Source organism: Granulicella aggregans, from assembly GCF_014203275.1.
GTDB lineage: Bacteria > Acidobacteriota > Terriglobia > Terriglobales > Acidobacteriaceae > Edaphobacter.
In genome coordinates, this window is record NZ_JACHIP010000004.1 from 129,110 (window position 1) to 151,416 (window position 22,307).

The window sequence follows — 22,307 nt, forward strand, 5'->3', positions numbered from 1 at the left end:
GGTCCTCCGCCTTCGGCGAAGGATGACAAGGGTTGAGAGTTTAGGGTGATTGCGATGCGGATGACGGCGACAATGCGAGGGTGGAAGGGGGCGGCGGCAGTTGTTTGCGCCGGGCTTCTGGCGCTACCCTTGCTGGTCGCGACGGCATCGGCGCAAGTCTCGAGCTATGGCGATAAGCAGGCTGGCGAGAATACCGGAGACCAGTTGCCGACGGTGCTGCAGAAGGTTGCCGTCAGTCAGCACCTGAACCAGCAGTTGCCGCTTGGGGCCGAGTTTGTCGATGAGACGGGCAAGACGGTTCATCTCGGTGACTACTTCGGCGGCAAGACGCCGGCAGTGATCTCGCTGGTTTACTTTAGCTGCCCGCTGCTTTGCTCTGAAGAATTGGACGGGCTGACGAGTTCGCTCGAGATGGTGCACCTGACGCCGGGCAAGGACTTCCAGGTCGTGATCATGAGCATCGATCCGAGCGATACCCCGGCAGACGCGGCGAAGAAGAAGGCTTTCTATCTGAAGCGCTACGGGCGGCCAGAGACGGCGGACGGATGGCACTTCCTGACAGGCAAGAAGCCGGCGATCGATGCGGTGACGGATGCGGTGGGATTTGGGTATGTCCAGGTTCCGGGGCCGGATGGACGACTGACTCAGTTCGCGCATGCGAGTTCGATTGAGCTGGTGACCTCGCAGGGCAAGTTGGCACAGTATTACCTTGGCGTGGAGTATTCGCCGAAGGACATGCTGCTGGGGTTGATCGATGCCTCGGGTAACAAGATTGGATCGCCGGTAGCGAATATTCTGACCTACTGCTATCACTACGATCCGCAGACGAATAAGCACTCGTTGATCGTGGCGCGGGTGGTGCAGTTTGGCGGGATGGTGACGATGGCGGGTCTGGGCGGCTTTATTTTTCTTATGTTCCGGCGGGACTTGAAGTTGGGGCGCGAGCATGACCTGACGGGTCGAAATAGATCGAGAACGGATAAAGGGTAACGATGCATATCAGTCCAGTAATGTGGCAGTTTTTAGTGAAGTGGCTCCACTCCTCGGCGTTGTTCCCGGCTGAGGCGTCGACGATTGCGCCTTGGACCGATGCGCTGTACTTCTTTTTGCTGGCGATGACGGTGGTCGGCCTGGTGCTGGTGGGCGCGCTGATCTTTGGCTTCTCCGTTATGTACCGCAAGGAGAAGAGCCCGGTCGCGACGCAGATCGAGGGCTCGACGCTGCTTGAGGCGACGTGGACGATCATTCCGCTGGCGATCTTCCTGGTGACGTTTGTGTGGGGCGCGTTGCTGTACTTCCGTATCTACAACCCGCCGACGAATGCGATGAACATCTACATCGTCGGCAAGCAGTGGATGTGGAAGGCGGAGCATCCGGGCGGGCAGCACGAGATCAATGCGCTGCACGTTCCGATTGGACGGCCGGTGCAGTTGACGATGATCTCGCAGGACGTCTTTCACAGCTTCTCGATTCCGGACTTCCGCGTGAAGCGTGAGGTGATTCCAGGGCGGTATTCGACGGTGTGGTTCCAGGCGACGGAGGCGGGAACGTATCACCTGTTCTGCACGCAGTATTGCGGGACGGCGCACTCGGCGATGATTGGCGAGATCACGGCGATGAGCCCTGAGGACTATACGAAGTGGACGCAGCAGTCGACGAGCGGTATGTCGCTGGCGCAGAACGGCGAACGGCTGTATGCGGCTATGGGCTGCAATGCCTGCCATAACGGATCGGCGGCAGCGCGGGGACCGAATCTTGCGGGCGTATATGGGTCGAAGTTGCAGCTCACGAACGGATCGCAGGTTCTTGTAAACGATGCGTACCTGAGAGACGCTATTCTTAATCCGTCGCAACATATTACGGCGGGATATGCGCCGATTATGCCGACGTACCAGGGACAGATCAGCGAAGAGGGTCTGATCGACCTGGTGGAGTTCATCAAGAACCTTGATTCCAACTACCGCGTCAAACAGACGCTGGTCACAGCAGAGTCCGACCAGGCAGCACCGAGCACGCCGCAGCCAATCGCACCGCAACAAGGCCCGGGAGCAAACACGGGGATGGTGAAGCAATGAGCGCCACAACACATCACACGATTGTCAATTTGCCTGACCAGAGCACGGCCGAACTGCCGAAGCGCAACTATCTGAACAATGAGCACGGCTTGTTGAGCTGGCTGCTGACGGGCGACCATAAGCGTATCGGCATCCTGTATCTGATCTCGATCACGTTCTTCTTCTTTCTGGGTGGAGCGTTCGCAGGCCTGATCCGGCTGGAGCTGTTGACGCCACAGCCTGACTTGGTGGCCTCCGACACGTACAACAAATTCTTCACCATGCACGGGTTGATCATGATCTTCCTGTTCCTGGTGCCGTCGGTTCCGGCGACGATTGGGAACTTCCTGATCCCGATCATGATTGGCGCGAAGGACCTGGCGTTTCCGAAGATCAACCTGCTGAGCTGGTACCTGTACCTTGGCGGCGCATTGTTTACGCTGATCGCTCTGGTGCAGGGTGGAGTGGATACGGGCTGGACGTTTACGACGCCGCTCTCGACGCACTACCTGAATACGCATGTGATCACGGCAGCGACGGGTGTGTTTATCGTCGGGTTCTCGTCGATCTTTACCGGTCTGAACTTCATCGTGACCATCCACCGGATGCGCGCGCCGGGCATGACGTGGTTCCGGATGCCGCTGTTCGTTTGGTCGAACTATGCGGCTTCGATCCTGATGGTTCTGGGAACTCCGGTGTTGGCGATCACGATCGTTCTGGTGGCTCTCGAGCGCACTCTGGGTATCGGCGTATTTGATCCGACCAAGGGCGGCGATCCACTCCTCTTCCAGCATCTCTTCTGGTTCTACTCGCACCCGGCTGTGTACATCATGATTCTGCCGGGCATGGGTGTGATCTCTGAAGTCATCAGCACGTTCAGCCGCAAGCGCGTCTTCGGTTATACGGCTGTTGCCTTCTCCTCGGTTGCGATTGCGCTGTTCGGATTCTTCGTCTGGGCGCACCACATGTTCATCATGGGTGTCTCGAACTACTCGGCGCTGGTGTTCTCGCTGCTGACGATGCTGGTCGCGGTGCCTTCGGCGATCAAGGTCTTCAACTGGGCGTTCACGCTACAGAAGGGTTCGATCACGTTCGAGACGCCGATGCTGTATGCGTTCGCGTTCATCGGGCTGTTCACGATTGGCGGACTGACGGGCGTCTTTCTTGGTTCGCTCGGCATGGACATCCACCTGACGGAGACGTATTTCATCGTGGCGCACTTCCACTACGTAATGGTGGGCGGCATGTTGATGGCGTTCCTGGCGGGCATCCACTTCTGGTGGCCGAAGATGACGGGTCGGATGTATCCGGAGTCGGTTTCGAAGCTGTCGGCTGTGGTGAGCTTTATCGGGTTCAACCTGACGTTTATGCCGCAGTTTATCCTGGGCTATCTGGGCATGCCGCGCCGGTATCATGCGTATCCGGCTGAGTACCAGGTGCTGAACGTGCTTTCGACGGCCGGTGCTACGGTGCTTGGTGTCGGGTTCCTGATGCCGCTGATCTACCTGGCGTGGTCGCTGAAGTATGGGGCGATCGCGGGCAACAATCCGTGGCAGGCTACCGGACTTGAGTGGCAGATTCAGTCTCCTCCATTGACGGAGAACTTCATTGAAGTTCCGATCGTCGACCACGAAGCGTATGACTACGAGTGGCTGGAACACAAGACAGCAAACGAGGTAACGACCGTTGGATAACGCCATCGCCACGCACCCGCACGAGCATGCCGAGCACCACGAACACGTGGCGCTGCCGCAGCATCGTCATCACTTTGAGACGGAGCAACAGCAGCGCGAGGCGGGAAGCTTCGGGATGTGGCTGTTCCTGCTGACCGAGATCATGTTCTTCGGCGGCATGTTCTTCGCGTACCTGCTGTATCGCAACTGGTATAACCCGGCGTTCGTTGCCGCTTCAAACCAGCTGAATGTTAAAGAAGGCGCGATCAATACGGTCATCCTGATTGCTTCGGGATTCTTCATGGCGCTGGGCGTGTGGGCCGCAGAGGTTCGCAAGCAGAAGCTGCTGGTGATCTTCCTGGTGCTGACGACGATCTTTGGCTTCGCCTTCCTTGGCGTGAAGGCCGACGAATACCACGAGAAGTACGAGAAGCACCATATTCCGGGCGCAAGCTTCGATATCCGCGAGTTTGTAAATCCTCCGATCGATGCGAAGACGGGCCAACCTGACCAGAAGCCGATGTCGCCGGACATGGCGCAGAAGACGCAGCTCTTCTTCTTCCTGTACTTTGCGATGACCGGCATGCACGCGTTTCACATGATTCTTGGCCTTGGGATACTGTTCTGGCTGATCTGGCGGGCGAACCGAGGGGAATTTTCCGCAGGGTATGTGGCGCCGATTGAGAACTTCGGGCTTTACTGGCACTTTGTCGATATCGTGTGGCTGTTCCTGTTCCCCTTGCTGTATCTCATCAATCGCCACCCGCTCAAGTAACGAAGCACACCTTTCAAGGAGCACGCTGTGTCTGAACACGATCAGTACCACGACCCGTCAAACGTAATCAATCCGGAGCATGCTGAGCATCACGTGGTTCAGCCGATTACTTATATCGCTGTCTTCGGCACGTTGCTGCTGGGTACGCTCATTACGGTGCTGGCTGCCGATGTGGACATGGGTGTGTTCAACCCGATCATCGCGCTGGGCATCGCTTCGTTCAAGGCTGTCGTGGTGATCCTGTTCTTCATGCACGTGAAGTGGCAGTCGAAGCTGATCAAGATGACCGTGGGCGCGGGGTTCTTCACGTTTTTGGTGCTGATTACGATGACGCTGAGTGATTACATCAGCCGGTCGTGGGGACTTTGGTAGGAGTTTTTTGTGGAGTGAGACGGCGCGGCCTCTAGGTCGCGCCGTTTTGCGTTTGGGGGATTTGGGCGGGAGGGGTCGAGCTTCGCTCGATGTCCCACCCATCGCTTAGAACAAAGGCGCGATGGATGGGGCACCCGGTTTGTGGGGCGGGGTTAGAGAGGGTGGGCGAGGATGAAGTCGTCGCAGAGGGTGTCGCCGACCTGGAACTTGCGGACGCCGGCTTTGGTGAAGCCGTTGCGGTAGTAGAAGCTGAGGGCCTGCTCGTTCTCGGCGTTCACGCCTAAGAGGAGGCGCTTTTTGCGGGATTCGCGGGCGATCTCTACGGCCTTGTTCATCAGCAGTCGGCCGGTGCCGGTGCCCTGGAAGCGGGCGAAGAGGTAGATGCGCTTGAGCTCGATGTCGTCGGGGGTGATGTCGTCCAGGGGCAGGTCGGGTGGGGTGACGAGGATGTATCCGATGGGGGCGTTGCCGGGCTGCATGACGGCTAGCCACGCTTGCGTGTCTGGGGTGGTGAGGTAGTTGTTGTAGGCGGCGACGGAGTGGTTCTTCTCGCAGTGCTGGAGGAGAGACTGGCCGTCGACGAGGCCGGCGAAGGTTTCGAGCGTGGTGCCGGCTCCTACGATGGAGAGTGCGGGTGCGTCATCAACGGTGGCGCGGCGGAGTGAAATCTCATCAAAAGGCATTTGGGGGTTACCTGGGGTAAGGACAGTTTATCGCGGAGGGGATTGTTAGGGTGGTAGTGCGGCGTTGTAGTTGCGGTGTGAGCCGAAGGCGAATGCGGGGGGCTCTCCACTGCGCTTCGCTTCGGTCGAGATGACGTGGTTTTGTTGTGGGTTGAAGAGGAGCTGGGGGACGGTTTACGTCCCACCCATGACCAACAGCACGTCATGGATGGGGCACCCGGCACCCATACTCTAGTGGGTCGGACTTTAGCGGGTTGGGCCTTAGTGGGCTCGATGAGAGGGATTTTGGATGGATGAGTTCGAGGCGTTGAAGAACAATCCGCGGATTACGGTGCGGCGGGACGGGGCGGCTAAGGCGGATGGGAAGTGCGTTGTGTACTGGATGCAGCGGGCGCAGCGTGGTGTGGACAACCATGCAGTGAACATCGCGGTGGAGGTTGCGAATCTGCTGGGGCTGCCGTTGGTGGTTTACTTTGCGGGGATCTCGAATTTTCCCAGTGCGAATCTCCGGCATTATGCCTTTCTTCAGCAGGGGCTACCGGATATTGAGGAAGATCTGGCGAAGCGGAACATCTCTTTTGTCATGCGGCGGGCTCCGCATGAGTCGCATGAGAAGTTGCTGGCGGATGTGGATGCGGCGTTTCTGATTGGCGATGAGAATCCGATGCGCGAGCCTGAGAAGTGGCGGAAGCATCTGGCGGAGAAGATCAGGATTCCGTTCTGGACGGTGGATACGGAGTTGATCGTTCCGGGCAAGCTGATCGAGAAGGCGCAGTACGGGGCTTATACGATTCGGCCTCGGCTTTATCGGATGCTGCCGGAGTTCCTGGTGGCTTATGAGAATCCTCATGCAAAGCATGAGTGGAAAAGGCCGAAGGGGTTTCATGCCGACTCGTTGACGGAAGACATGACGAAAGGGTGGGAGCATCTTGACCGCAGCGTGCCGCCGGTAGAGGCATGGCATGGTGGGAATCACGCCGCGGTAAAGCGGCTGAAGCACTTTGTCGACAAGATCTTCCCCCATTACGACACGACGCGGAACCAGCCGGATGTGGACGGAACGTCGATGCTGTCTCCGTATCAGCACTATGGGCACATCGGTGGGCAGACGATTGCGCTGGCGCTTGAGGCTGCTGCAAAGAAGAATCCTTCATTGGCTCCGGCGAAGGAGAGCTTCTTTAATGAGCTGATTGCGTGGCGGGAGCTGGCGGTGAACTTTGTCCGATTCTCGGATAACTATGACACTGCGGATTGTGCCGAGAACTGGGCGCAAAAGTCGATTGCGGAGCATGATCGGGATGAGCGGGAGCAGCTCTACACGCTGAAGCAGCTTGAGCATGCGGAGACGTATGACGAACTTTGGAATGCGGCGCAGATCCAGATGACGCGATTTGGGTGGATGCATAACTATCTGCGGATGTATTGGGCGAAGAAGATTTTGGAGTGGACTCCGGATGCGGCTACGGCGGTGAAGTACTGCGTTTATCTGAACGACAAGTATGAGCTGGATGGGCGTGACCCCGGCGGGTATGCGGGGATCGCCTGGGCGATCGTGGGCAAGTTCGACCGGCCGTGGTTCGATCGGCCTATCTTTGGGAAGATCCGGTATATGTCAGGGGCCTCTACGGGGAAGAAGTTTAATTCGAAGGGGTACATACGGCAGATGAATGCCTTGCCCGGTGGGGCCGTGGAGGAGCTTCGGTTGAGGTGAGATGTGGGTGGAATTTGGGCGGAAAGGTACGAGCGGTTTGGGTGATGTGAGCTGTATCGGGGTCCTTCGACTCCGGCGCTTGCGGTGAGACTGCAAGCGCCTTCGCTCAGGATGACGGAGTATTTGAGGGTTGGGAAGAAGGCGGTTCGTGCTTCACACGAATACCCCATCTTCGCGACGATGGTGCTGTCGCAAAGATGGGGCATCTGGCTGAGTCAGGGTCTACGTCCCAACCATCGCGAAAGATAAAGACGCGATGGATGGGGCACCCGGGTTTCAGTGAAGTTCGAGCTGAATGCGCGGGTGTTAGACTTCGAGGGAAAGAACCTCGACCTTGGGTGGCGAAACGAATCGAGCCCTTGCGACACTGCTTATTTGTTCCATCGAGGACTTTCACCTCGCTTGATTGTTTGTTTTGAGCAATGACCCGGCTGATCGTGGAGATGCCGGTGGAGGGAAGGCCCCGTGTCTGATCGTTCGTATTCGCAGTCCGCGGAGACAGCGGTCAAACTCGCTCCAGCAACGACCTACCTGGGGCGGTATGTGATCCAGAAGCCGATTGGCGCTGGTGGCATGGGTGAGGTCTATTGCGCTCGGGACACGCGGCTGGAGCGCACGGTTGCGATCAAGATACTGCCGCGCGAGACGGCCAACGATACTGGACGGAGCCGTCTGTTGAACGAGGCGCGAGCTGCGTCCGCGCTGAATCATCCCAACATTGTGGCGCTGTATGACATCTGCACGGACAGAACCTCTACGGGCGGGGATGTCGACTTTCTGGTGATGGAGTTTGTCGACGGACGGACGCTGACGGAGATGGTTGCCGAAGCGCCGTTGAGCTTCGAGCAATTGGCTGCGCTGGGATCGCAGATGGCGCTGGCGCTGGGCGCGGCCCATGGAGCGGGCATCGTTCATCGGGACATCAAGCCGGCAAACATCATGGTCACGAAGGCGCAGCAGGTGAAGGTGTTGGACTTCGGGATTGCGAAGGTGACGCGAAGCGATGGGGCTACGCGGCTGACCGGAGTGGGCCAGATCGTGGGAACGGTGGCGTATATGTCGCCGGAGCAGACGCGTGGGGAAGAGACGGACTTCCGGTCGGACATCTTTTCGCTGGGGTGCGTGCTTTACGAGGCGGCGGTTGGCGAGCCGCCGTTCAAGGCTTCGAGCCTTCTTGGGCTGATGCATGAGATTGCGACGACGGATCCGGAGCCGCCGAGCGTGTACCGTCCGGAGCTGCAGCCGGAGTTTGTTCGGCTGGTGATGCGGTGCCTGGCGAAGGAGCGGAGCCAGCGGCCGGAGTCCGCGATTGAACTGGCTACGGAGTTGAGGTCGCTTGCCTTTCCGTTGCGGCAAGAGATTCACGTTCGGGAGAAGCGCGCTTCGGTGGCGGTGCTGCCGCTGAAGGTGCGAGGGCCTGCCAGCGAACAATATCTGGCAGTGTCGCTGGCGGAGGCTTTGATTCACCGGCTCTCGTCGACGGGGAAGCTGCTGACCCGGCCCATTGCAAGCGTGATGCGGTATGCGGGCGAAGAGGTGGACTGGGCGAGGGTGGCGAGGGAGCTGAACGTCGACATGGTGGTCGAAGGAACGATCCAGATCGCCGGCCCGAAGATTCGGGTGCTGGTGGGGGTTCATCGGGCGAGCGATGCGACGACGATTGCATCTTTGAAGCAGGATGGCGACGCGAACGATCTCTTCGCGTTGCAGGACCGGCTTGCGGACACGGTGAGCGAGGTCTTCGTTCCGCGCCAGAAGGGCGGGACGGGGACGCAGACGCCGCCGACGAAGCATCCGGGCGCGTTTGAGCTTTATCTTCGCGCGGTGGATCGTCAGGTGCATGTAGACAAGTTCGAGATGGCTTCGGCGATCGAGCTTCTGAATCGTGCCACGGAGCTGGACCCCTCGTTTGCCGACGCATGGGGGCTGCTGGCGCAGGCCTATGTGCAGATGGGGGCGCATCTTGATCCCGATCCGAAGTGGTTCGAGCTGGGCGAACGAGCGATTGCGCGGACACTGGAACTGGACCCGGTGCAGTGCACGGCTTTGTGCGCGAGAAGCGTGATCCTGTGGTCGCCTGCGCGGAGCTTTCAGAATCGTGCTGCGCTGCGGGCTTTGAATGCGGCGATCAAGATCGATCCGGCAAGGCCTACGGCGCGTCATCAGCGGGCGGCGATTCTGTGGCATCTCGGATTCTTTGACGCCGCGGAGCGGGATGCGGAAGAGGTAAAGCTGGCGAACCCGGCGTTGGGCATGATGCACCAGGGTGCGATTGCGCTGCAGCGTGGCAAGTTCGATTTGAGCGCGGAGTACTATGCTCGCGCGCTGGAGTTGGAGCCGAACGGCGTTCTAAATCACCTGATGGCGCCGATTGCGGTGTTGTACGGTGGCCGGCTGGAAGAAGCCAAGGTGGCGATCGGCAAGGCCCGGCAGATGTTTCCGGCGGAGTCGTTCACTTTAGGGTTGGAGGCGATTGTTGCGGGGGTCGAAGGCGATCCGCGGCGCGCCGAAAAGCTTGCCGATGAGGCGGCGCACAGCGTGCGTAGCCTGACGCACACGCACCATACGTGGCACTCGTGCGCGGCTGCTTACACGTTGAGTGGAAGGCCGGAGAAGGCGATCCACGAGCTGGAACGATGTGCGGCGATGGGGCTGCCAAGTTACCGGCTGTTCGAGACCGATCCTTATCTTCGGGGGCTGCGGGGTGAGGCTGGCTTCCAGGAGCTGATGACGAATCTGCGGCGGGAGCATGATTCGATCCGGGACGAGTTTGGGCTGGAAGGGTAGACGGGCCGGAGCTGTTCTGATTCGGTGAGTGCGTAGGTGCGGCTTGCCTCTTGCGTTGTGGCGTCCCACTCATTCGCGATACGGCTGCGAATGAATGGGGCACAAAGTGTGCGCTTCACTGCGCTTCCCGCGAAATAGTTTGGAGGCGGATGTCGCTGGCGCTTATTCTCTTGGCAGCTATTCTAGATTCGTCCCCGGGCCATCTTTGCGAGTTCCTTTCCTTGAGGCTTTGAATGAAGCGTTTCTTTGGCTGCCTGCTGGTGTTCTGCTTTCTGGGAGTGACGGACGCTAAGGCGCAGGAGTTCAAGGCAGCGTATCCGGGCGGCGGCTCGGTGACGATGACGGGGGCGTGGCGGTTTCATACCAGCGACGACCTGCGCTGGGCCGATCCGAAGCTGGACGATAGCGGGTGGGAGACGATCACGGCAGACTCGCCGTGGGGGTCGCAGACGCACCCCGGATACGTGGGCTTCGCATGGTACCGGCGGGCGATTGAGGTCGATGGAGTGGATGGGCCGCTGTCGATCGCCATGCCGCCGGTGGATGACGTCTACGAGCTCTATTGGAATGGAGTGGCGATTGGCGGGCGGGGAATCATGCCGCCGGATGCGACGTGGAACGCGGTGCCGCAGCCGGATGTGATCGCGCTTCCGAAGGCGGAGGCCAGCCGGACGCTGAAGGGGGTGCTGGCGATCCGGGTCTGGAAGGTGCCGCTCGACTCGCTCTCCGGCAATGACATGGGCGGACTGAATGGTCCGCCGTCGATTGGGGCGAGCCGGGTTCTTAGCGAACGTTTGAACCTGAAGATGGCAAAGACCCTGCAGAGCAACCTGCTCCAGATTCTGGAGGGCACGTTCCTTCTGGTGATCGGATGCTTCGCCATCGGGATGTGGGCGCGGGACAGCCGCAAGCGGCTCTATCTGTGGCTGGGCCTGTTCCTGCTGCCCGACAGTGGACGTATCGCATTTTTGTTTCCCGCATTCCAGCGAATTGCGACGCTGGGCTGGTATCAGTTCTATCTCCAGATGATTGGCGCCACGGAGGACCTGGCGATCTGGATGCTGGTCATGACCCTGTTTGGACTGGATCAGGTGAGATGGTGGAGGCGGGCTACCTTCCTTCTCATGGGGATCTATGTGGGGGCGCAGCTTGTGGATACGTCGGTGCTTGCCTTCTGGTCGGTTGCCGGGCCGGGTATCCAATTGACGGATGGGATCACGACGGCGATCTATTCGCTGCTGCCGGTCTACCTGTTCGTACTGCTGGCTGCGGGGCTGCGACGGAGACGTGACGTGACGCTGCTGCCGCTCGCGCTGGCGTGCATTGCACTGAATACGTTTGGTTTGATCAACGGCGCGCTGGGGCAAGGGAAGCGGTTTACCCACATCGACTTTCAGGCATTCATTCTGAAGGCAGCGCTGCACTTCGGGCCGGACTACCGGCTGACGCTGCGGGGGCAGATCGTTGCAGTGATGCTGGTGGTGATGGTGTGGACGGTGGTGCGGCAGCAGACGATCGAACGGCGGCGGCAGCATGTGCTGGAGGCCGAGGTGAAGTCCGCGAAGGAGGTGCAGAGCGTTCTGGTTCCGGAGGCGATGGAGCCGGTGGCAGGGTTCGCGATCAGCACGCTGTACTGGCCCGCGGAGGAGGTGGGTGGGGATCTGTTCCAGGTGCTGCCGGGGAAAGACGGCGATGTGTTGGTGGTGCTGGCGGATGTGAGCGGCAAAGGGTTGAAGGCGGCGATGACGGTGTCGGTGATGGTGGGCGCCGTACGGACGCTGGCCGAGTATACGACTAGCCCGGTCGAGATTTTGCAGGGGCTGAATCGGCGGCTGATGGGGCGGACAGATGGCGGGTTCGCTACGTGCGTGGTGATGCATGTGAGCGCTGATGGGCAAGTGACCATGGGGAACGCGGGGCATCTTGCGCCGTTTGTGAACGGCGAGGAGATGGCGGCTACGGGGTCGTTGCCGTTGGGTCTGGCGTATGACGCGGAGTTCGAGGAGAGCCGGTTCGCTTTGCGTGAAGGCGATGACGTGACGATCTATACGGACGGGGTGCTGGAGGCGCAGAGCAAGAGCGGGGAGCTTTATGGGTTCGAGCGGGCTGCGGAGATCATGCGGCCTCGGCCGACGGTGCGGGCGATTGCGGAGGCGGCCAAGGCGTTTGGGCAGATGGACGATATCACCGTGGTGAAGATCATCCGGGTGCATGCGGAGGACGTGCGGGAGCGGATGTCGGTGGATTTGAGGACGGTGGCGGTGGGGTGATGTGGTGACTCGTCGTAAGCTGGCCCGGGGGATTGCGTGATGTCCGAGGTGTCGGGTGGGAGTTTGAAGCGGGTCGGAGTATGGTCGCTGGCTGCGATTGCGTTGGTGTGTCTGTTCTTTGCGCAGTGCGTGCGCACGGCGAAGATGGATTCGGTGAGCTGGGATGAATCGCAGCATCTCTACTCCGGATGGCTCTCGTGGACACATGCGGACTTTGGGTTCAATCCGGAGGTACCGCCGCTGGTGAAGATGTGGGACGCTATCCCGCTGCTGCACCGGGATATCCAGCAGCCGCCTTATACCGGCGACGAGTTCAAGAAAGAAGGGTTCGTGCTTGGGCAGCGATTTCTCGCGGCCAATGGCATCGACCGGACGCTGATTCCGGCGCGTACGATGGCTGCAATCCTGAGCGCGTTGTTGGCGATCACGATCTTTCTCGCGGCGCGGGAGATGTTTGGCGATCTGGCTGCGATCTTTGCGCTGGCGCTATTTACGTTCGATCCAAACTTCCTGGCGCATGGCAGTTATGTGACGACAGACATTGGAGCGAGCCTGATGACGCTGCTGGCGGTGTATGCGTACTACCGCGTGGTGAAGCGGCCATCAATGGCGCGGATGGTTGTGCTCGGCTTGGCGGTGGGGCTGGCGCTTACGGCGAAGTTCACGGGGATCTTCATTGTGCCGATTTTGGCGGTGATCTCGCTGCTGGAGCTATGGCGTCGGCGTGATGAGGGCGAGGCTGCTTCGGGGCGGCAGATGGCGGTGGCGCTTGTCGTCGCTTCGGCGATTGGGTTTGTGTGCGTTTGGGCGATCTATCGGTTTCGGTATGCGGCACGGCCGGATGGGTTGGCGCTGAACCCGCTGACGGGGGCCTATCTGCAGCAACTAACGTCGCCGCTGAGCCGTGGGGCGATGGTGTTTGCGGCGCGGATTCATCTGCTGCCGGAGGGTTATCTGTATGGGCTGGCGGATACCAAGATCTCGGCTGCGTCGTTGCCGAGCTACTTCTTTGGGCACCTGACTCACGGGGCTTCGCGGTGGTACTACCCTGGGGCGCTGGCGATCAAGTCCACGCTGCCGTTTCTGATTCTGCTGGTGGCGACGGTGATCGCTCTGGTGAGCCGGCGGTGGAGGGTTCAGCGCGAGGTGATCTTTCTTGCAGTGCCGACGGTGGTGCTGTTTTCGATCGCCTGCGCTTCGGATATCGGCATCGGATACAGGCATCTGCTTCCAATCATTCCGCTGTGCTACATCCTGATCGCCGGGTGTGTGTCTTACTTCGTGAGTCGCGATAAGAAGCTCGCGTATGCGTTTGGGGTGTTGCTGGTGTGGCAGGTGGTGGGGTCGTTTGCGGCGAGGCCGGGGCTGCTGGCTTATGCCAACGAGGCGTGGGGAGGGCCGTCGAAGACGCACCTGTATCTTTCGGACTCGAATACGGATTTTGGCCAGCAGTTGAGGTATGTGAAGCGGTACCTGGATGAGCATCCGGGGAGGCCTTGCTACTTTGCGTACTACGAGCAGGGGGCGGCTGACTTTCGCGACTACGGGATTCAGTGCCAGGTATTGCCGACGGGCGCGGGTGCCTGGACGGGGATTGGGGCGATGCACTTCGGGAATGATCCGAATGTCTCCGGGCTGGTGCTGGTGAGCGACGGCATCCTGGCGGGTACGGACATACCGGGGAAGATGAATCCGTATGCTTCGTTTCGCGAGGTGACGCCTTCGGCTGTGATCGACCGGGCGGTGAATGTGTACGAGGGAAGTTTCAGGCTGGGGCCGGCTGCGGCGCTGGAGCATGTCGAGGCGGCAGGAAGGCTTCAGCAGACCGGTAACTTTCAGGCGGCGTTGGGCGAGGCGACGGAGGCACGGACGCTTGACCCGGAGAGTGCGGTGGCGTGGAAGGCAGCCGGGGATGCACTGGAGGCGTTGAAGCGTCCGGCTGAGGCGCAGACGGCTTATCGGAGCGCGTTGGGAGCGGGGGAGTTGGATCCGGTGTTTGGGAAAGCGATGGTGGAAGAGCTTCAGAAGAAGACGGGTGGGGGTGGTCGGTGAGATTCGCTGGGACTTGAGAGAGCGGATGTGGGGCTTGCCACCGGAGATGGATGTGGCGGACCCACCCATGGCCAAAGGCTTGCCATGGGTGGGGCACCCGCAGTTGTTTCGGCAATCCCACATCTGGCGATGAGACCGCCAAATATGGGGCAACCGACGCTTGTGGCTGGTATTTGAGGAGCGGATGTGGGGCTCTTGCCACCGGAGATGGATGTGGCGGACCCACCCATGGCCAGGTGCCCGCCTTGGGTGGGGCACCCGAAGTTGTGGCGGCAATCCCACATCTGGTTATGAGGCTGCCAGGTATGGGGCACCCGGTTCATGTGGCTGAAAGGTACGGCGGGGAAGCTGTTCGTCTCTCTGGTCGAGGTGACGCTTTTTTGGGGTGGGAAGGCGGTTCGTGCATTGCACGAATGTCCCACCTTAGCGACGATGAAGCTGTCACGAAGATGGGGCACCCGGGTTGACGCTCGTTAGCTGTTGCGGAGGGCGGTCATGGGATTGATGCGTGAGGCTCGGCGGGCGGGTAGGTAGGCGGCTATGAGGGCTACCCCGATGAGGATGGCTACCGTGGCGGCGAAGGTGGTGGGGTCGGTGGCTTCGGTGGCGAAGAGGAGCGAGGCGATGAGCTTGCCCATGGTGAGCGAGGCGATTGCGCCGATGGCTACTCCGATGGCGGTCATGCGCAGGGTGGCTTTGAGGATGCGGCGCTGGACGCTGGCCTGGCTGGCTCCGAGGGCCATGCGGATGCCGATCTCCTGGGTCTGGCGGGTGACGGTGTAGCTGATCACGCCGTAGATGCCGAGCGAGGCGAGGACAAGTCCAAGGGCCGCGAAGATGGCGACCAGGACAGCGAAGAAGCGGCGCGGGGAGGTGGCGTGGTCGACGATCTGCTGGAGGGGTTGGAGAGTGGCTGCGGGCTGGCCGGGGTTGAGGGCGCGGAGCTTGGCCATAATGACGGGGGCAAGGGCATCGGCGGGTAGGCGGCTACGGACGACTAGCTGGGTGCCGTCTTCGCCCCAGTCCTGCGAGATGTCGAGATAGACTTGCCAGCCGGTGTCGGACTCGACGCCGTCGGCGTGGACGTCGGGGACGACGCCGACGATGCGGTCGCTCTTGCCGCCGAACTCGACCATGCGGCCTATGGGGTCCTGGCCGGGGAAGAGGAAGTCGGTGGCCTTCTTGTTGAGGATGATGCCGAGTTCGGTCTTGGCGGTGTCGTGCCAGGAGAAGTCGCGGCCGTTGATCTTCATGCCCATGGCGGGCAGGTATCCGGGGGAGACGACGTAGACGAGGGTCCCGGGGCGGGCGTTCCTCGGGTAGTCCACGCCTTTGACGCCGGGAGGGCCCCAGCTGCGATTACGGGTGAGGGGCAAGTTGTCGGAGAGGCCGGCGGCTTCGATGCCGGTGATGCTGGAGACGTCGCTGAGGACGGTCTGGTAGAAGGCGCTGCGGACTTCGACGTTGCGGCTGGGGCTCTGTTCGATCTGGATGCTGTAGCCCTGGGCGGGGCGGAAGCCTAGATCGATGTCGAGGACGTGGAGGAAGCTGCGCAGGAGCAGGCCTGCGCCGACGAGCAGGACGCAGGCGAGGGCGACCTCGGAGATAACGAGAGCGGTGCGGAGGGTCTCGTTCTTGCGGCCGTCGCTGGCGTTGGTGCCGGAGTCTTTGAGGGTTTCGTGAAGGTTGCCGGTGGACATCTTGATGCCGGGAGCCAGGCCGAGAAGGAGCGTGGTGACGAGGGCGATGAGGAGGGTCCAGAGGAGGACGGTGGTGTCGATGTGGAGGGTGGCGAGCAGGGGAAGCGCGAGTGAGCCTTGATGGGCGAGCCAGGTGGTGACCCCGAAGGCGATAAGGAGGCCGAGAGCTGCGCCGCCGATCGAGAGGATGGCGCTTTCGGTGAGAAGCTGGCGGACCAGGCGGGCTCGGTTGGCACCGAGGGCTACGCGGAGTGCGAACTCTTTCGAGCGAGTGGCGGCGCGGGCGATGAGGAGGTTCGAGAGATTGACGCAGACGATGAGCAGGATGAGACCGACGGCGACCCAGAGGAGATTAAGCGAACGGCGAAGCTGTCCGGCGACGTGCTCTTTGAGGCCGGTGGCTTCCATGGGGCCGTAGGCACCCTTTGAGGTTGGATCCCTTTTGCCCCAGTAGAGCTGCGGGGCGACGAGACGGGCATCCGCGGAGGCCTGGGCGAGGGTGATGCCGGGCTTCATGCGGCCAATGAGCGTGAGGGTATTGCCGTAAGTGCGGATGTCGTCGAGGGCGGTGGGGGTGAGGACATCGACGCGGGTACCGGGAGAGAAGACGGCACCGAAGTCGAAGCCGGAGGGAAGGACGCCGACGACGGTGGTGGGGTGGTTGTCAAGCGAGATGGCTTTGCCGATGATGCTGGCGTCGGAGTGGAAGTGCTGCTTCCAGAAGGGATAGGAGAGCAGGACGACGGGGGCGGCGTGGGACTGGGCCTCGGCGGGGGTGAAGTTGCGGCCGAGGACGGGGGTGACGCCGAGGACGTTGAGGAAGTTGCCGAGGACGCCGATGCCGGTAATGGGCTGCGGAATGGCGGAGTTGGTGCCCGTGATCTTGATGTTGTCGGGGGAGGAGAAGGCGAAGTAGCCGGTGATGTCGGTGAAGGAGTGGTTGATGGCGCGGAAGTCGTCGTAGGCGTCGGAGGAGTAGGTGGCTCCGGAGAGGCCGCCGGAGGTGTCGGCGGGGGCGATCCAGGCGAGGCGGTCGGGCTCGGCGAACGGGAGCGGGCGGAGGAGGATGGTGTCGACGAGCGAGAAGACGACGACGTTGGCGGCGATGCCGAGGGCGAGGATGACGACGGCGATGGCGGTGAAGCCACGGTCGCGGCGGAGGGTGCGGAGGCAGTAGCGGATGTCCTGGCGAAGGCGGTCGAAGGCGGCGGAGGGTCGCTGATCGAAGGCACTTTCGCGGGCGGACTCGAAGGCGCCGAAGTCGATGATGGCTTTGCGGCGGGCTTCGGCGGGGGACATGCCGGAGGCGAGGTTGGCGTCGATGGCGGCGTCGATGTGGGCGCGGAGCTCTTCATTGACTGCGGCGATGGGCTTTGGGCGGAAGAAGAAGCGGAGGCGGGAGGCGAGTTCACCGGTCATGAGGAAAGCTCCGGGGTGGCGTTGAGAACGAGCGCGATGGCGGAGCTGAGGCGATCCCAGGTGGCTAGTTCGGTGTCGAGCTGCTTCTTGCCGGTTGGGGTGAGGGCATAGAACTTGGCCTTGCGATTGTTCTCGGACGTGCCCCAGTGGGCGGCGATCCAGCCCTTGTACTCGAGGCGGTGAAGGGCGGGGTAGAGCGAGCCCTGGCCGACCTGGAGGACGTCTTTCGAGATCTGCTGGATGCGGAAGGCGATGCCCCAGCCGTGCATGGGTTCGAGGGCGAGGGTCTTGAGAATGAGGACGTCGAGAGTGCCTTGAAGTAGGTCAGTGGATGGCGGCATTTATTCCCCTTGATGTTCGACAAGAGCGGTTCGAGATGATGATCGTACGCTTCTTGTCGGATGTCAAGGGGAAGGTTTACGTCCCACCCATGACCAAAAGCGCGTCATGGATGGGGCACCCGGGCTTTAGTGGCGGAATGAGTGAAAGCCACTGCGGGGCTCTCCGCTTTGGAGAGCGGGCAGGCTGCTTGGCTTTCGGTTGAATGCGCCATCATCTGGGGCGGGCGGCGAAGCGTTTTGGTGAGGAGCCGACCGCTCGGGTGAAGGCGGTGCTGAAGGCGCTGGAGGACTGGAAGCCGATGGCGAGCGCGATCTCGCCGATGCTTCGTGTGCTTCGGCGGAGCTCGTCTTTGGCGAGGGCGATGCGCCAGTGGGCGAGGTATTCGATTGGGCCGGTGCCGACGATCGCGCGGAAGCGGGTGGCGAAGGTTGAGCGCGAGACGTTGCAGAGGCGGGCGAGGGATGCGACGGTCCAGTGATGGGCGACGTCTTTGTGCATGGCTGAGAGGGCGCGTGCGGTGACCGGGTCGGCGAGGCCGGCGAGCAGACCGGTCTGCTGCGGAGCTACCTGGAAGGCTTTGTTGCGAAGGATCTCTACGAAGAGGAGCTCCATGAGGCGCATGACGATGAACTCGCTGCCGTGGCCGGGCTGGCGGGTCTCGGTCTCATTCATCTTGAGCAGGGAACGCACGCGTTCCGAAGAGGTGTCGTCGGCTGCGACGTGGATCAGCGACGGAAGGAGGCCGGAGAGCAGGAGTTCGTTGGCGGAGTCGAAGACAAGCTTGCCGCCGCGGAGGATGACTGGAGAGTCGGTGCCGGTTCCGAGGGCGAAGGAGACGCTGCCGGTGGCGGCGACTACGGTCTCGCTGTCGAGGGGTTCTATGTCGAGGCTGGTGACGAGGGCGAAGGGTTCGGAGGTGCGAACAACTACGAAGTCGTCCTTATGCAGATGGACCGGGGCGACGGAGGGGCGGGTCAGCAGACACTCTCCCTGTTCGACCCAGCAGAAGAGCAGGTCGTCGCGCTTGCGAAATCCGAGTCCCCACGAGCCTGCGGCGTCGATTCGCGACCAGAGCATGGCTTGAGGGCGGAGGAGGCGAATGAGGTCCAGAAATGGATCCACGATTATTGGACTCCTGATGAACATATTAGGTGTTTAGATTATCGACCGTGCGAACGGTTCGGCCTACCTTGGAAAAGCACGAGGAAAGGAAGGATCGACTATGACGGATGAACAGCTTCTAGGGATTTGGAACACCTATCAGGATGCGTGGGCGGACGTACCAGTGGGGGAGCGCGAGCGGTTGCTGGCGGCTAGCGTGGCTGCGGATGTGGTCTATACGAATCCGCTCAACGAAGGGCAGGGGCTAGGGAATCTGGTAAAGCATGTTGGAGGGTTTCAGGTGCAGTTTCCGGGGGCGCACTTCAGGACGAACAAGCTGCTGGTCCAGCATGGGCAGTTGTTGGCGGAGTGGACGATGTTCAACAGGGACGGGTCGGAGTTTCTGACGGCGCATAGTTATGCGCGGTTCAATGAGCAGGGGCTGCTGGTGCATCTGGCTGGCTTTTGGAAGACCTAGCGGAAAAACCAAGGACACAAGCAGATTCCCTTCGGGAATGACAAACAAAGACAAACAAAAGGCGTGGTGATGCAGACGGCTCCAAACAGAGACGTGGTGAAACCGGCAAATAAATCAGCAGATCATTCAAGGAGAACAAAATGGCTTCAAACGCTGTGAAGGTGTGGAACGAATATGCAACCGCGTGGACGAACGTGTCGGATCAGGAGCGGCGTCAGATCCTTGACCGCGTGCTGACTGCAAACCTGGCCTATTCAGGCCCAACCGGGGTCTCTGCGGGGCACGAGGGCGTGATCAAGGATATCGAGGGCATCCAGGCGAAGGTGCCGGGAGGTAAGTTTGTGGCACGCAGCGCATATGCCCACCATGACGTTGCGCTGATTGAGTGGCAACTTATACTTCCGGATGGAACGGCGGATGCGATAGGGTATGACTCGATCCGTCTGTCTGCGGAGGGCAAGATCGAGAGCATCGTGTGGTTTTCGAAGGATGCCGCACAATCGCCGAGCGGATTTTAACGGCGGCATCGCAACGGCCGCCTCTGAACGACGGGTACATGGAGTTTTGTGCTGATTTGATGGGAAATATCTTCCGATCCCAAGAGGCCTCCGAATGGAGTCCAATAGGGGAAGGTACTTGAGGAGGTCCCCATGGAACAGACCCAGACGAACCCGGCTCTCGAGGCTGCTGCCCGACTCCTGAGAAGAATTGGAATCGACCGATTTGTGGCTGCGGTTCGTGGGCAGGGCTGCGAGGACTACCGCATGCAGACGATGAGCGAGAGCTAAGATCACGATCAAACCTAAGGGCGTTACCAACTAAAATCCGCCCCTTCTTCGGGCATCAAGATGCCGGAGGAAGAGGCGGAGTGGTGGTGCGCTTTACTTTTGCTTTGCCTTTTATGCGCGGCGGTGGCGGGAGTGTTTCGCTCTCGCTTTAGATCTCGCTCTCACCTTGTGGGGTGCGAAAGTCCATTCCCTGACTGGGCCTGTATCTACGTGGATGAACTGGCTCTTGGGGTAGTAGCCGACGCCTCCGGCATTCAGTGAGAGGGCTGCGTCTCTCAGTTGTGCGGCGGGAACGCCGGGAACGCGGATATCGATGGCCTTGGCTTCAATGTGTTGCGAGTGTTCGGCAGCGTTGGTGGTTCCGCTGGCACGGAGAGCGTCGTTCGTCTCCTGCGTTCTGTAGGCGCTGAGAATTTCAATCGCGCTGGTTGATCGTCCCAGCTTTGCGAGCATGGTATGCAGCACGTCGAAGGTGCGTGGATCGTAGTCCTTGACCTCTTCGTTGTGGGTATCGTGCAGGAACTCGCTGAGCTGGTTGAGAGCGTCGGGAATGTAGGTGTCCCCTACGCGGTAGACGACGTCGATGATCTCGCCGCCCTGGCGGACGAGCTTGAGTTCGTACTTCTGGCCATCTTCGGCGGGTACATCGTCGTCGTCGAGAAGGAGACCGATGCCGGGCAGGCCGACGTTCAGGAGTATGTTCCTGACGGCGTGGATGCGAGGGTGCTTGTGGCGCGGGATGGTGCGTGCGCTCGCCGTGGGTGCAACGGCTAGAAGGACGGCGGTAACAGCAGCTAGCGTTAGAACTTGGCGATGCGCCGCGAGGCGGCGAAAGGGCGCGGCAAGATGCAATGGCAAAACGGCAGACTCCTGAATTGAATTCGCAACGTCTTACCCTGCGTGGGGGACTAAGGGCCCAGGTACGCGAGGTAGTCTTTGCCACATCGCAGTTATGTGGAAATTCTACCGGAGGCGGGTGTCTCGTGTCGCTACATCTATTGTGAGGGGGGCGAAATGGCGGGATTCTGCTGCCTGGAACGAGGCTGGTAGCGGTTTACGTCCCACCCATGACCCAAAGCGCGTCATGGATGGGGCACCCGGGTAGTGGGCTGCCGACAGGATCGGCGTGCTCGGTACGGTAAACTTGGGACTTGGCGACCTATCTTATTACCGGCGCAGCCGGATTTATTGGCTCTCATTTGACGCATACGCTTGTGACCCGCGGGGACAAGGTGCGTGCGTTCGACAATTTTTCTACCGGTAGCCGGCGGAACCTTTCGCGCATCCTGAACCGGATCGAGTTTCATGAGGGCGACCTGCGGGACGCGGATGCGGTGAACCGGGCGTGCGAGGGTGTGGATTACATCCTGCACCAGGGGGCGCTGCCATCGGTGCCTCGTAGTGTGAAGGATCCGCGGACGAGCCATGAGTCGAACCTGAATGGGACGTTCAATGTGCTGGAGGGGGCTCGGGCGAACGGGGTGAAGCGGGTGGTGTACGCCGCTTCTTCGTCGGCGTATGGCAACCAGCCGGGGTTTCCGCGACATGAGGGGATGAAGCCGCAACCGATCGCTCCCTACCCGGTGCAGAAGCTGGCGGGCGAGCTTTACATGCAGTCGTACTGGCAGGTTTATGGGCTGGAGACGGTGTGTTTGCGGTACTTCAACATCTTCGGGCCACGGCAGGTGCCGGACTCGCCCTATTCGGGCGTGATGGCGAAGTTCATCCTGCAGATGATGCACGGGGACACGCCGACGATCTTCGGAGACGGGGAGCAGGGGCGTGATTTTACGTACATCGACAACGCGGTGAGCGCGAATTTACTGGCGATGGCGGCTCCGGCGGAGAAAGTTGCGGGGCGCGTGTTCAATGTTGCGTGCGGTGAACGACATACGCTGAATGAGACGTATCGCATTCTTGCGCAACTTTTAGGGTTCGACGGCCTTCCAATGTATACGGAAGTGCGTGCGGGCGATGTTCGCGACTCACTGGCCGATATCACAGCTGCCCAGGAAGCGTTTGGTTATAAGCCCCTGGTCGGGTTCGAGGAAGGGCTGCGCCGGACGGTTGCCTGGTATCAGGACACTCTGGGGCAGTAAGGC

General features: G+C 60.7%; 18 protein-coding genes. 13 read left to right on the forward strand and 5 right to left on the reverse strand.

Annotation, left to right across the window (positions count from 1 at the left end; translation table 11 throughout):
• The first annotated feature begins 60 nt into the window (after nt 1–60).
• Genes HDF16_RS14315 through HDF16_RS14335 form a run of 5 tightly spaced genes read left to right on the forward strand, consistent with a single transcriptional unit; the run spans nt 61 to nt 4,874 of the window.
• A complete protein-coding gene (locus tag HDF16_RS14315) occupies nt 61–990 on the forward strand; it encodes an SCO family protein (RefSeq protein ID WP_246409111.1) in 930 nt (309 codons plus the stop codon).
• 2 nt (nt 991–992) lie between these two features.
• A complete protein-coding gene (coxB, locus tag HDF16_RS14320) occupies nt 993–2,075 on the forward strand; it encodes a cytochrome c oxidase subunit II (RefSeq protein ID WP_184217769.1) in 1,083 nt (360 codons plus the stop codon).
• The gene (gene ctaD, locus HDF16_RS14325; protein WP_184217771.1) at nt 2,072–3,748 is read left to right on the forward strand and encodes a cytochrome c oxidase subunit I; all 1,677 of its coding nucleotides are present in this window, start codon (nt 2,072–2,074) and stop codon (nt 3,746–3,748) included. Before coxB ends, ctaD begins: the two co-directional genes overlap by 4 nt.
• On the forward strand, nt 3,741–4,502 hold the full coding sequence (locus HDF16_RS14330; RefSeq protein ID WP_184217773.1) for a cytochrome c oxidase subunit 3 family protein: 762 nt from the start codon (nt 3,741–3,743) through the stop codon (nt 4,500–4,502). The genes ctaD and HDF16_RS14330 overlap by 8 nt, the downstream gene beginning before the upstream one ends.
• A 27-nt stretch (nt 4,503–4,529) precedes the next feature.
• Complete coding sequence (locus tag HDF16_RS14335; RefSeq protein WP_184217776.1) at nt 4,530–4,874, forward strand: cytochrome C oxidase subunit IV family protein; 345 nt, start codon at nt 4,530–4,532, stop codon at nt 4,872–4,874.
• A gap of 152 nt (nt 4,875–5,026) precedes the next feature.
• Here HDF16_RS14335 and HDF16_RS14340 read toward each other — a convergent pair whose 3' ends face one another.
• Nucleotides 5,027–5,557, reverse strand: a complete 531-nt coding sequence (locus tag HDF16_RS14340; RefSeq protein ID WP_184217778.1) for a GNAT family N-acetyltransferase — start codon at nt 5,555–5,557, stop codon at nt 5,027–5,029.
• A gap of 289 nt (nt 5,558–5,846) precedes the next feature.
• Between HDF16_RS14340 and HDF16_RS14345 the strand changes: the two genes are divergently transcribed.
• The 4 genes from HDF16_RS14345 to HDF16_RS14360 all read left to right on the forward strand — a co-directional run bounded on the left by HDF16_RS14345 (nt 5,847) and on the right by HDF16_RS14360 (nt 14,377).
• Entirely contained in the window at nt 5,847–7,268 is a 1,422-nt protein-coding gene (locus HDF16_RS14345; RefSeq protein ID WP_184217780.1) for a deoxyribodipyrimidine photo-lyase, read from the forward strand.
• Between the two features lie 465 nt (nt 7,269–7,733).
• On the forward strand, nt 7,734–10,055 hold the full coding sequence (locus HDF16_RS14350; RefSeq protein ID WP_184217782.1) for a protein kinase domain-containing protein: 2,322 nt from the start codon (nt 7,734–7,736) through the stop codon (nt 10,053–10,055).
• 233 nt (nt 10,056–10,288) lie between these two features.
• A complete protein-coding gene (locus tag HDF16_RS14355; protein WP_184217784.1) occupies nt 10,289–12,325 on the forward strand; it encodes a PP2C family protein-serine/threonine phosphatase in 2,037 nt (678 codons plus the stop codon).
• Between the two features lie 39 nt (nt 12,326–12,364).
• Nucleotides 12,365–14,377 carry a glycosyltransferase family 39 protein gene (locus HDF16_RS14360; RefSeq protein ID WP_184217786.1) on the forward strand — a complete coding sequence of 671 codons (2,013 nt, stop codon included), beginning with the start codon at nt 12,365–12,367 and terminating at the stop codon, nt 14,375–14,377.
• Nucleotides 14,378–14,850: 473 nt separating this feature from the next.
• Here the strand turns inward: HDF16_RS14360 and HDF16_RS14365 are convergent, their stop codons facing one another.
• The 3 genes from HDF16_RS14365 to HDF16_RS14375 all read right to left on the reverse strand — a co-directional run bounded on the left by HDF16_RS14365 (nt 14,851) and on the right by HDF16_RS14375 (nt 18,960).
• On the reverse strand, nt 14,851–17,496 hold the full coding sequence (locus HDF16_RS14365) for an ABC transporter permease (protein ID WP_184217788.1): 2,646 nt from the start codon (nt 17,494–17,496) through the stop codon (nt 14,851–14,853).
• On the reverse strand, nt 17,493–17,837 hold the full coding sequence (locus tag HDF16_RS14370) for a PadR family transcriptional regulator (protein ID WP_184217791.1): 345 nt from the start codon (nt 17,835–17,837) through the stop codon (nt 17,493–17,495). Before HDF16_RS14370 ends, HDF16_RS14365 begins: the two co-directional genes overlap by 4 nt.
• 211 nt (nt 17,838–18,048) lie before the next feature.
• The gene (locus tag HDF16_RS14375) at nt 18,049–18,960 is read right to left on the reverse strand and encodes a cupin domain-containing protein (RefSeq protein WP_184217793.1); all 912 of its coding nucleotides are present in this window, start codon (nt 18,958–18,960) and stop codon (nt 18,049–18,051) included.
• Between the two features lie 100 nt (nt 18,961–19,060).
• Between HDF16_RS14375 and HDF16_RS14380 the strand changes: the two genes are divergently transcribed.
• The 3 genes from HDF16_RS14380 (at nt 19,061) to HDF16_RS14390 (ending at nt 20,205) form a co-directional block, all read left to right on the forward strand.
• Nucleotides 19,061–19,417, forward strand: a complete 357-nt coding sequence (locus tag HDF16_RS14380; RefSeq protein WP_184217795.1) for a nuclear transport factor 2 family protein — start codon at nt 19,061–19,063, stop codon at nt 19,415–19,417.
• A 140-nt stretch (nt 19,418–19,557) separates the two neighbouring features.
• A complete protein-coding gene (locus HDF16_RS14385) occupies nt 19,558–19,935 on the forward strand; it encodes a hypothetical protein (protein ID WP_184217797.1) in 378 nt (125 codons plus the stop codon).
• 132 nt (nt 19,936–20,067) lie between these two features.
• Complete coding sequence (locus tag HDF16_RS14390; protein WP_184217799.1) at nt 20,068–20,205, forward strand: hypothetical protein; 138 nt, start codon at nt 20,068–20,070, stop codon at nt 20,203–20,205.
• A 111-nt stretch (nt 20,206–20,316) separates the two neighbouring features.
• Here the strand turns inward: HDF16_RS14390 and HDF16_RS14395 are convergent, their stop codons facing one another.
• Nucleotides 20,317–21,063 (reverse strand): YcbK family protein, encoded by a 747-nt coding sequence (locus HDF16_RS14395; protein WP_246409113.1) that lies wholly within the window; start codon nt 21,061–21,063, stop codon nt 20,317–20,319.
• 293 nt (nt 21,064–21,356) lie between these two features.
• On the opposite strand from HDF16_RS14395, the gene HDF16_RS14400 reads away from it, so the two are divergent.
• Nucleotides 21,357–22,304 carry an SDR family oxidoreductase gene (locus HDF16_RS14400; protein ID WP_184217801.1) on the forward strand — a complete coding sequence of 316 codons (948 nt, stop codon included), beginning with the start codon at nt 21,357–21,359 and terminating at the stop codon, nt 22,302–22,304.
• Nucleotides 22,305–22,307: the final 3 nt, after the last annotated feature.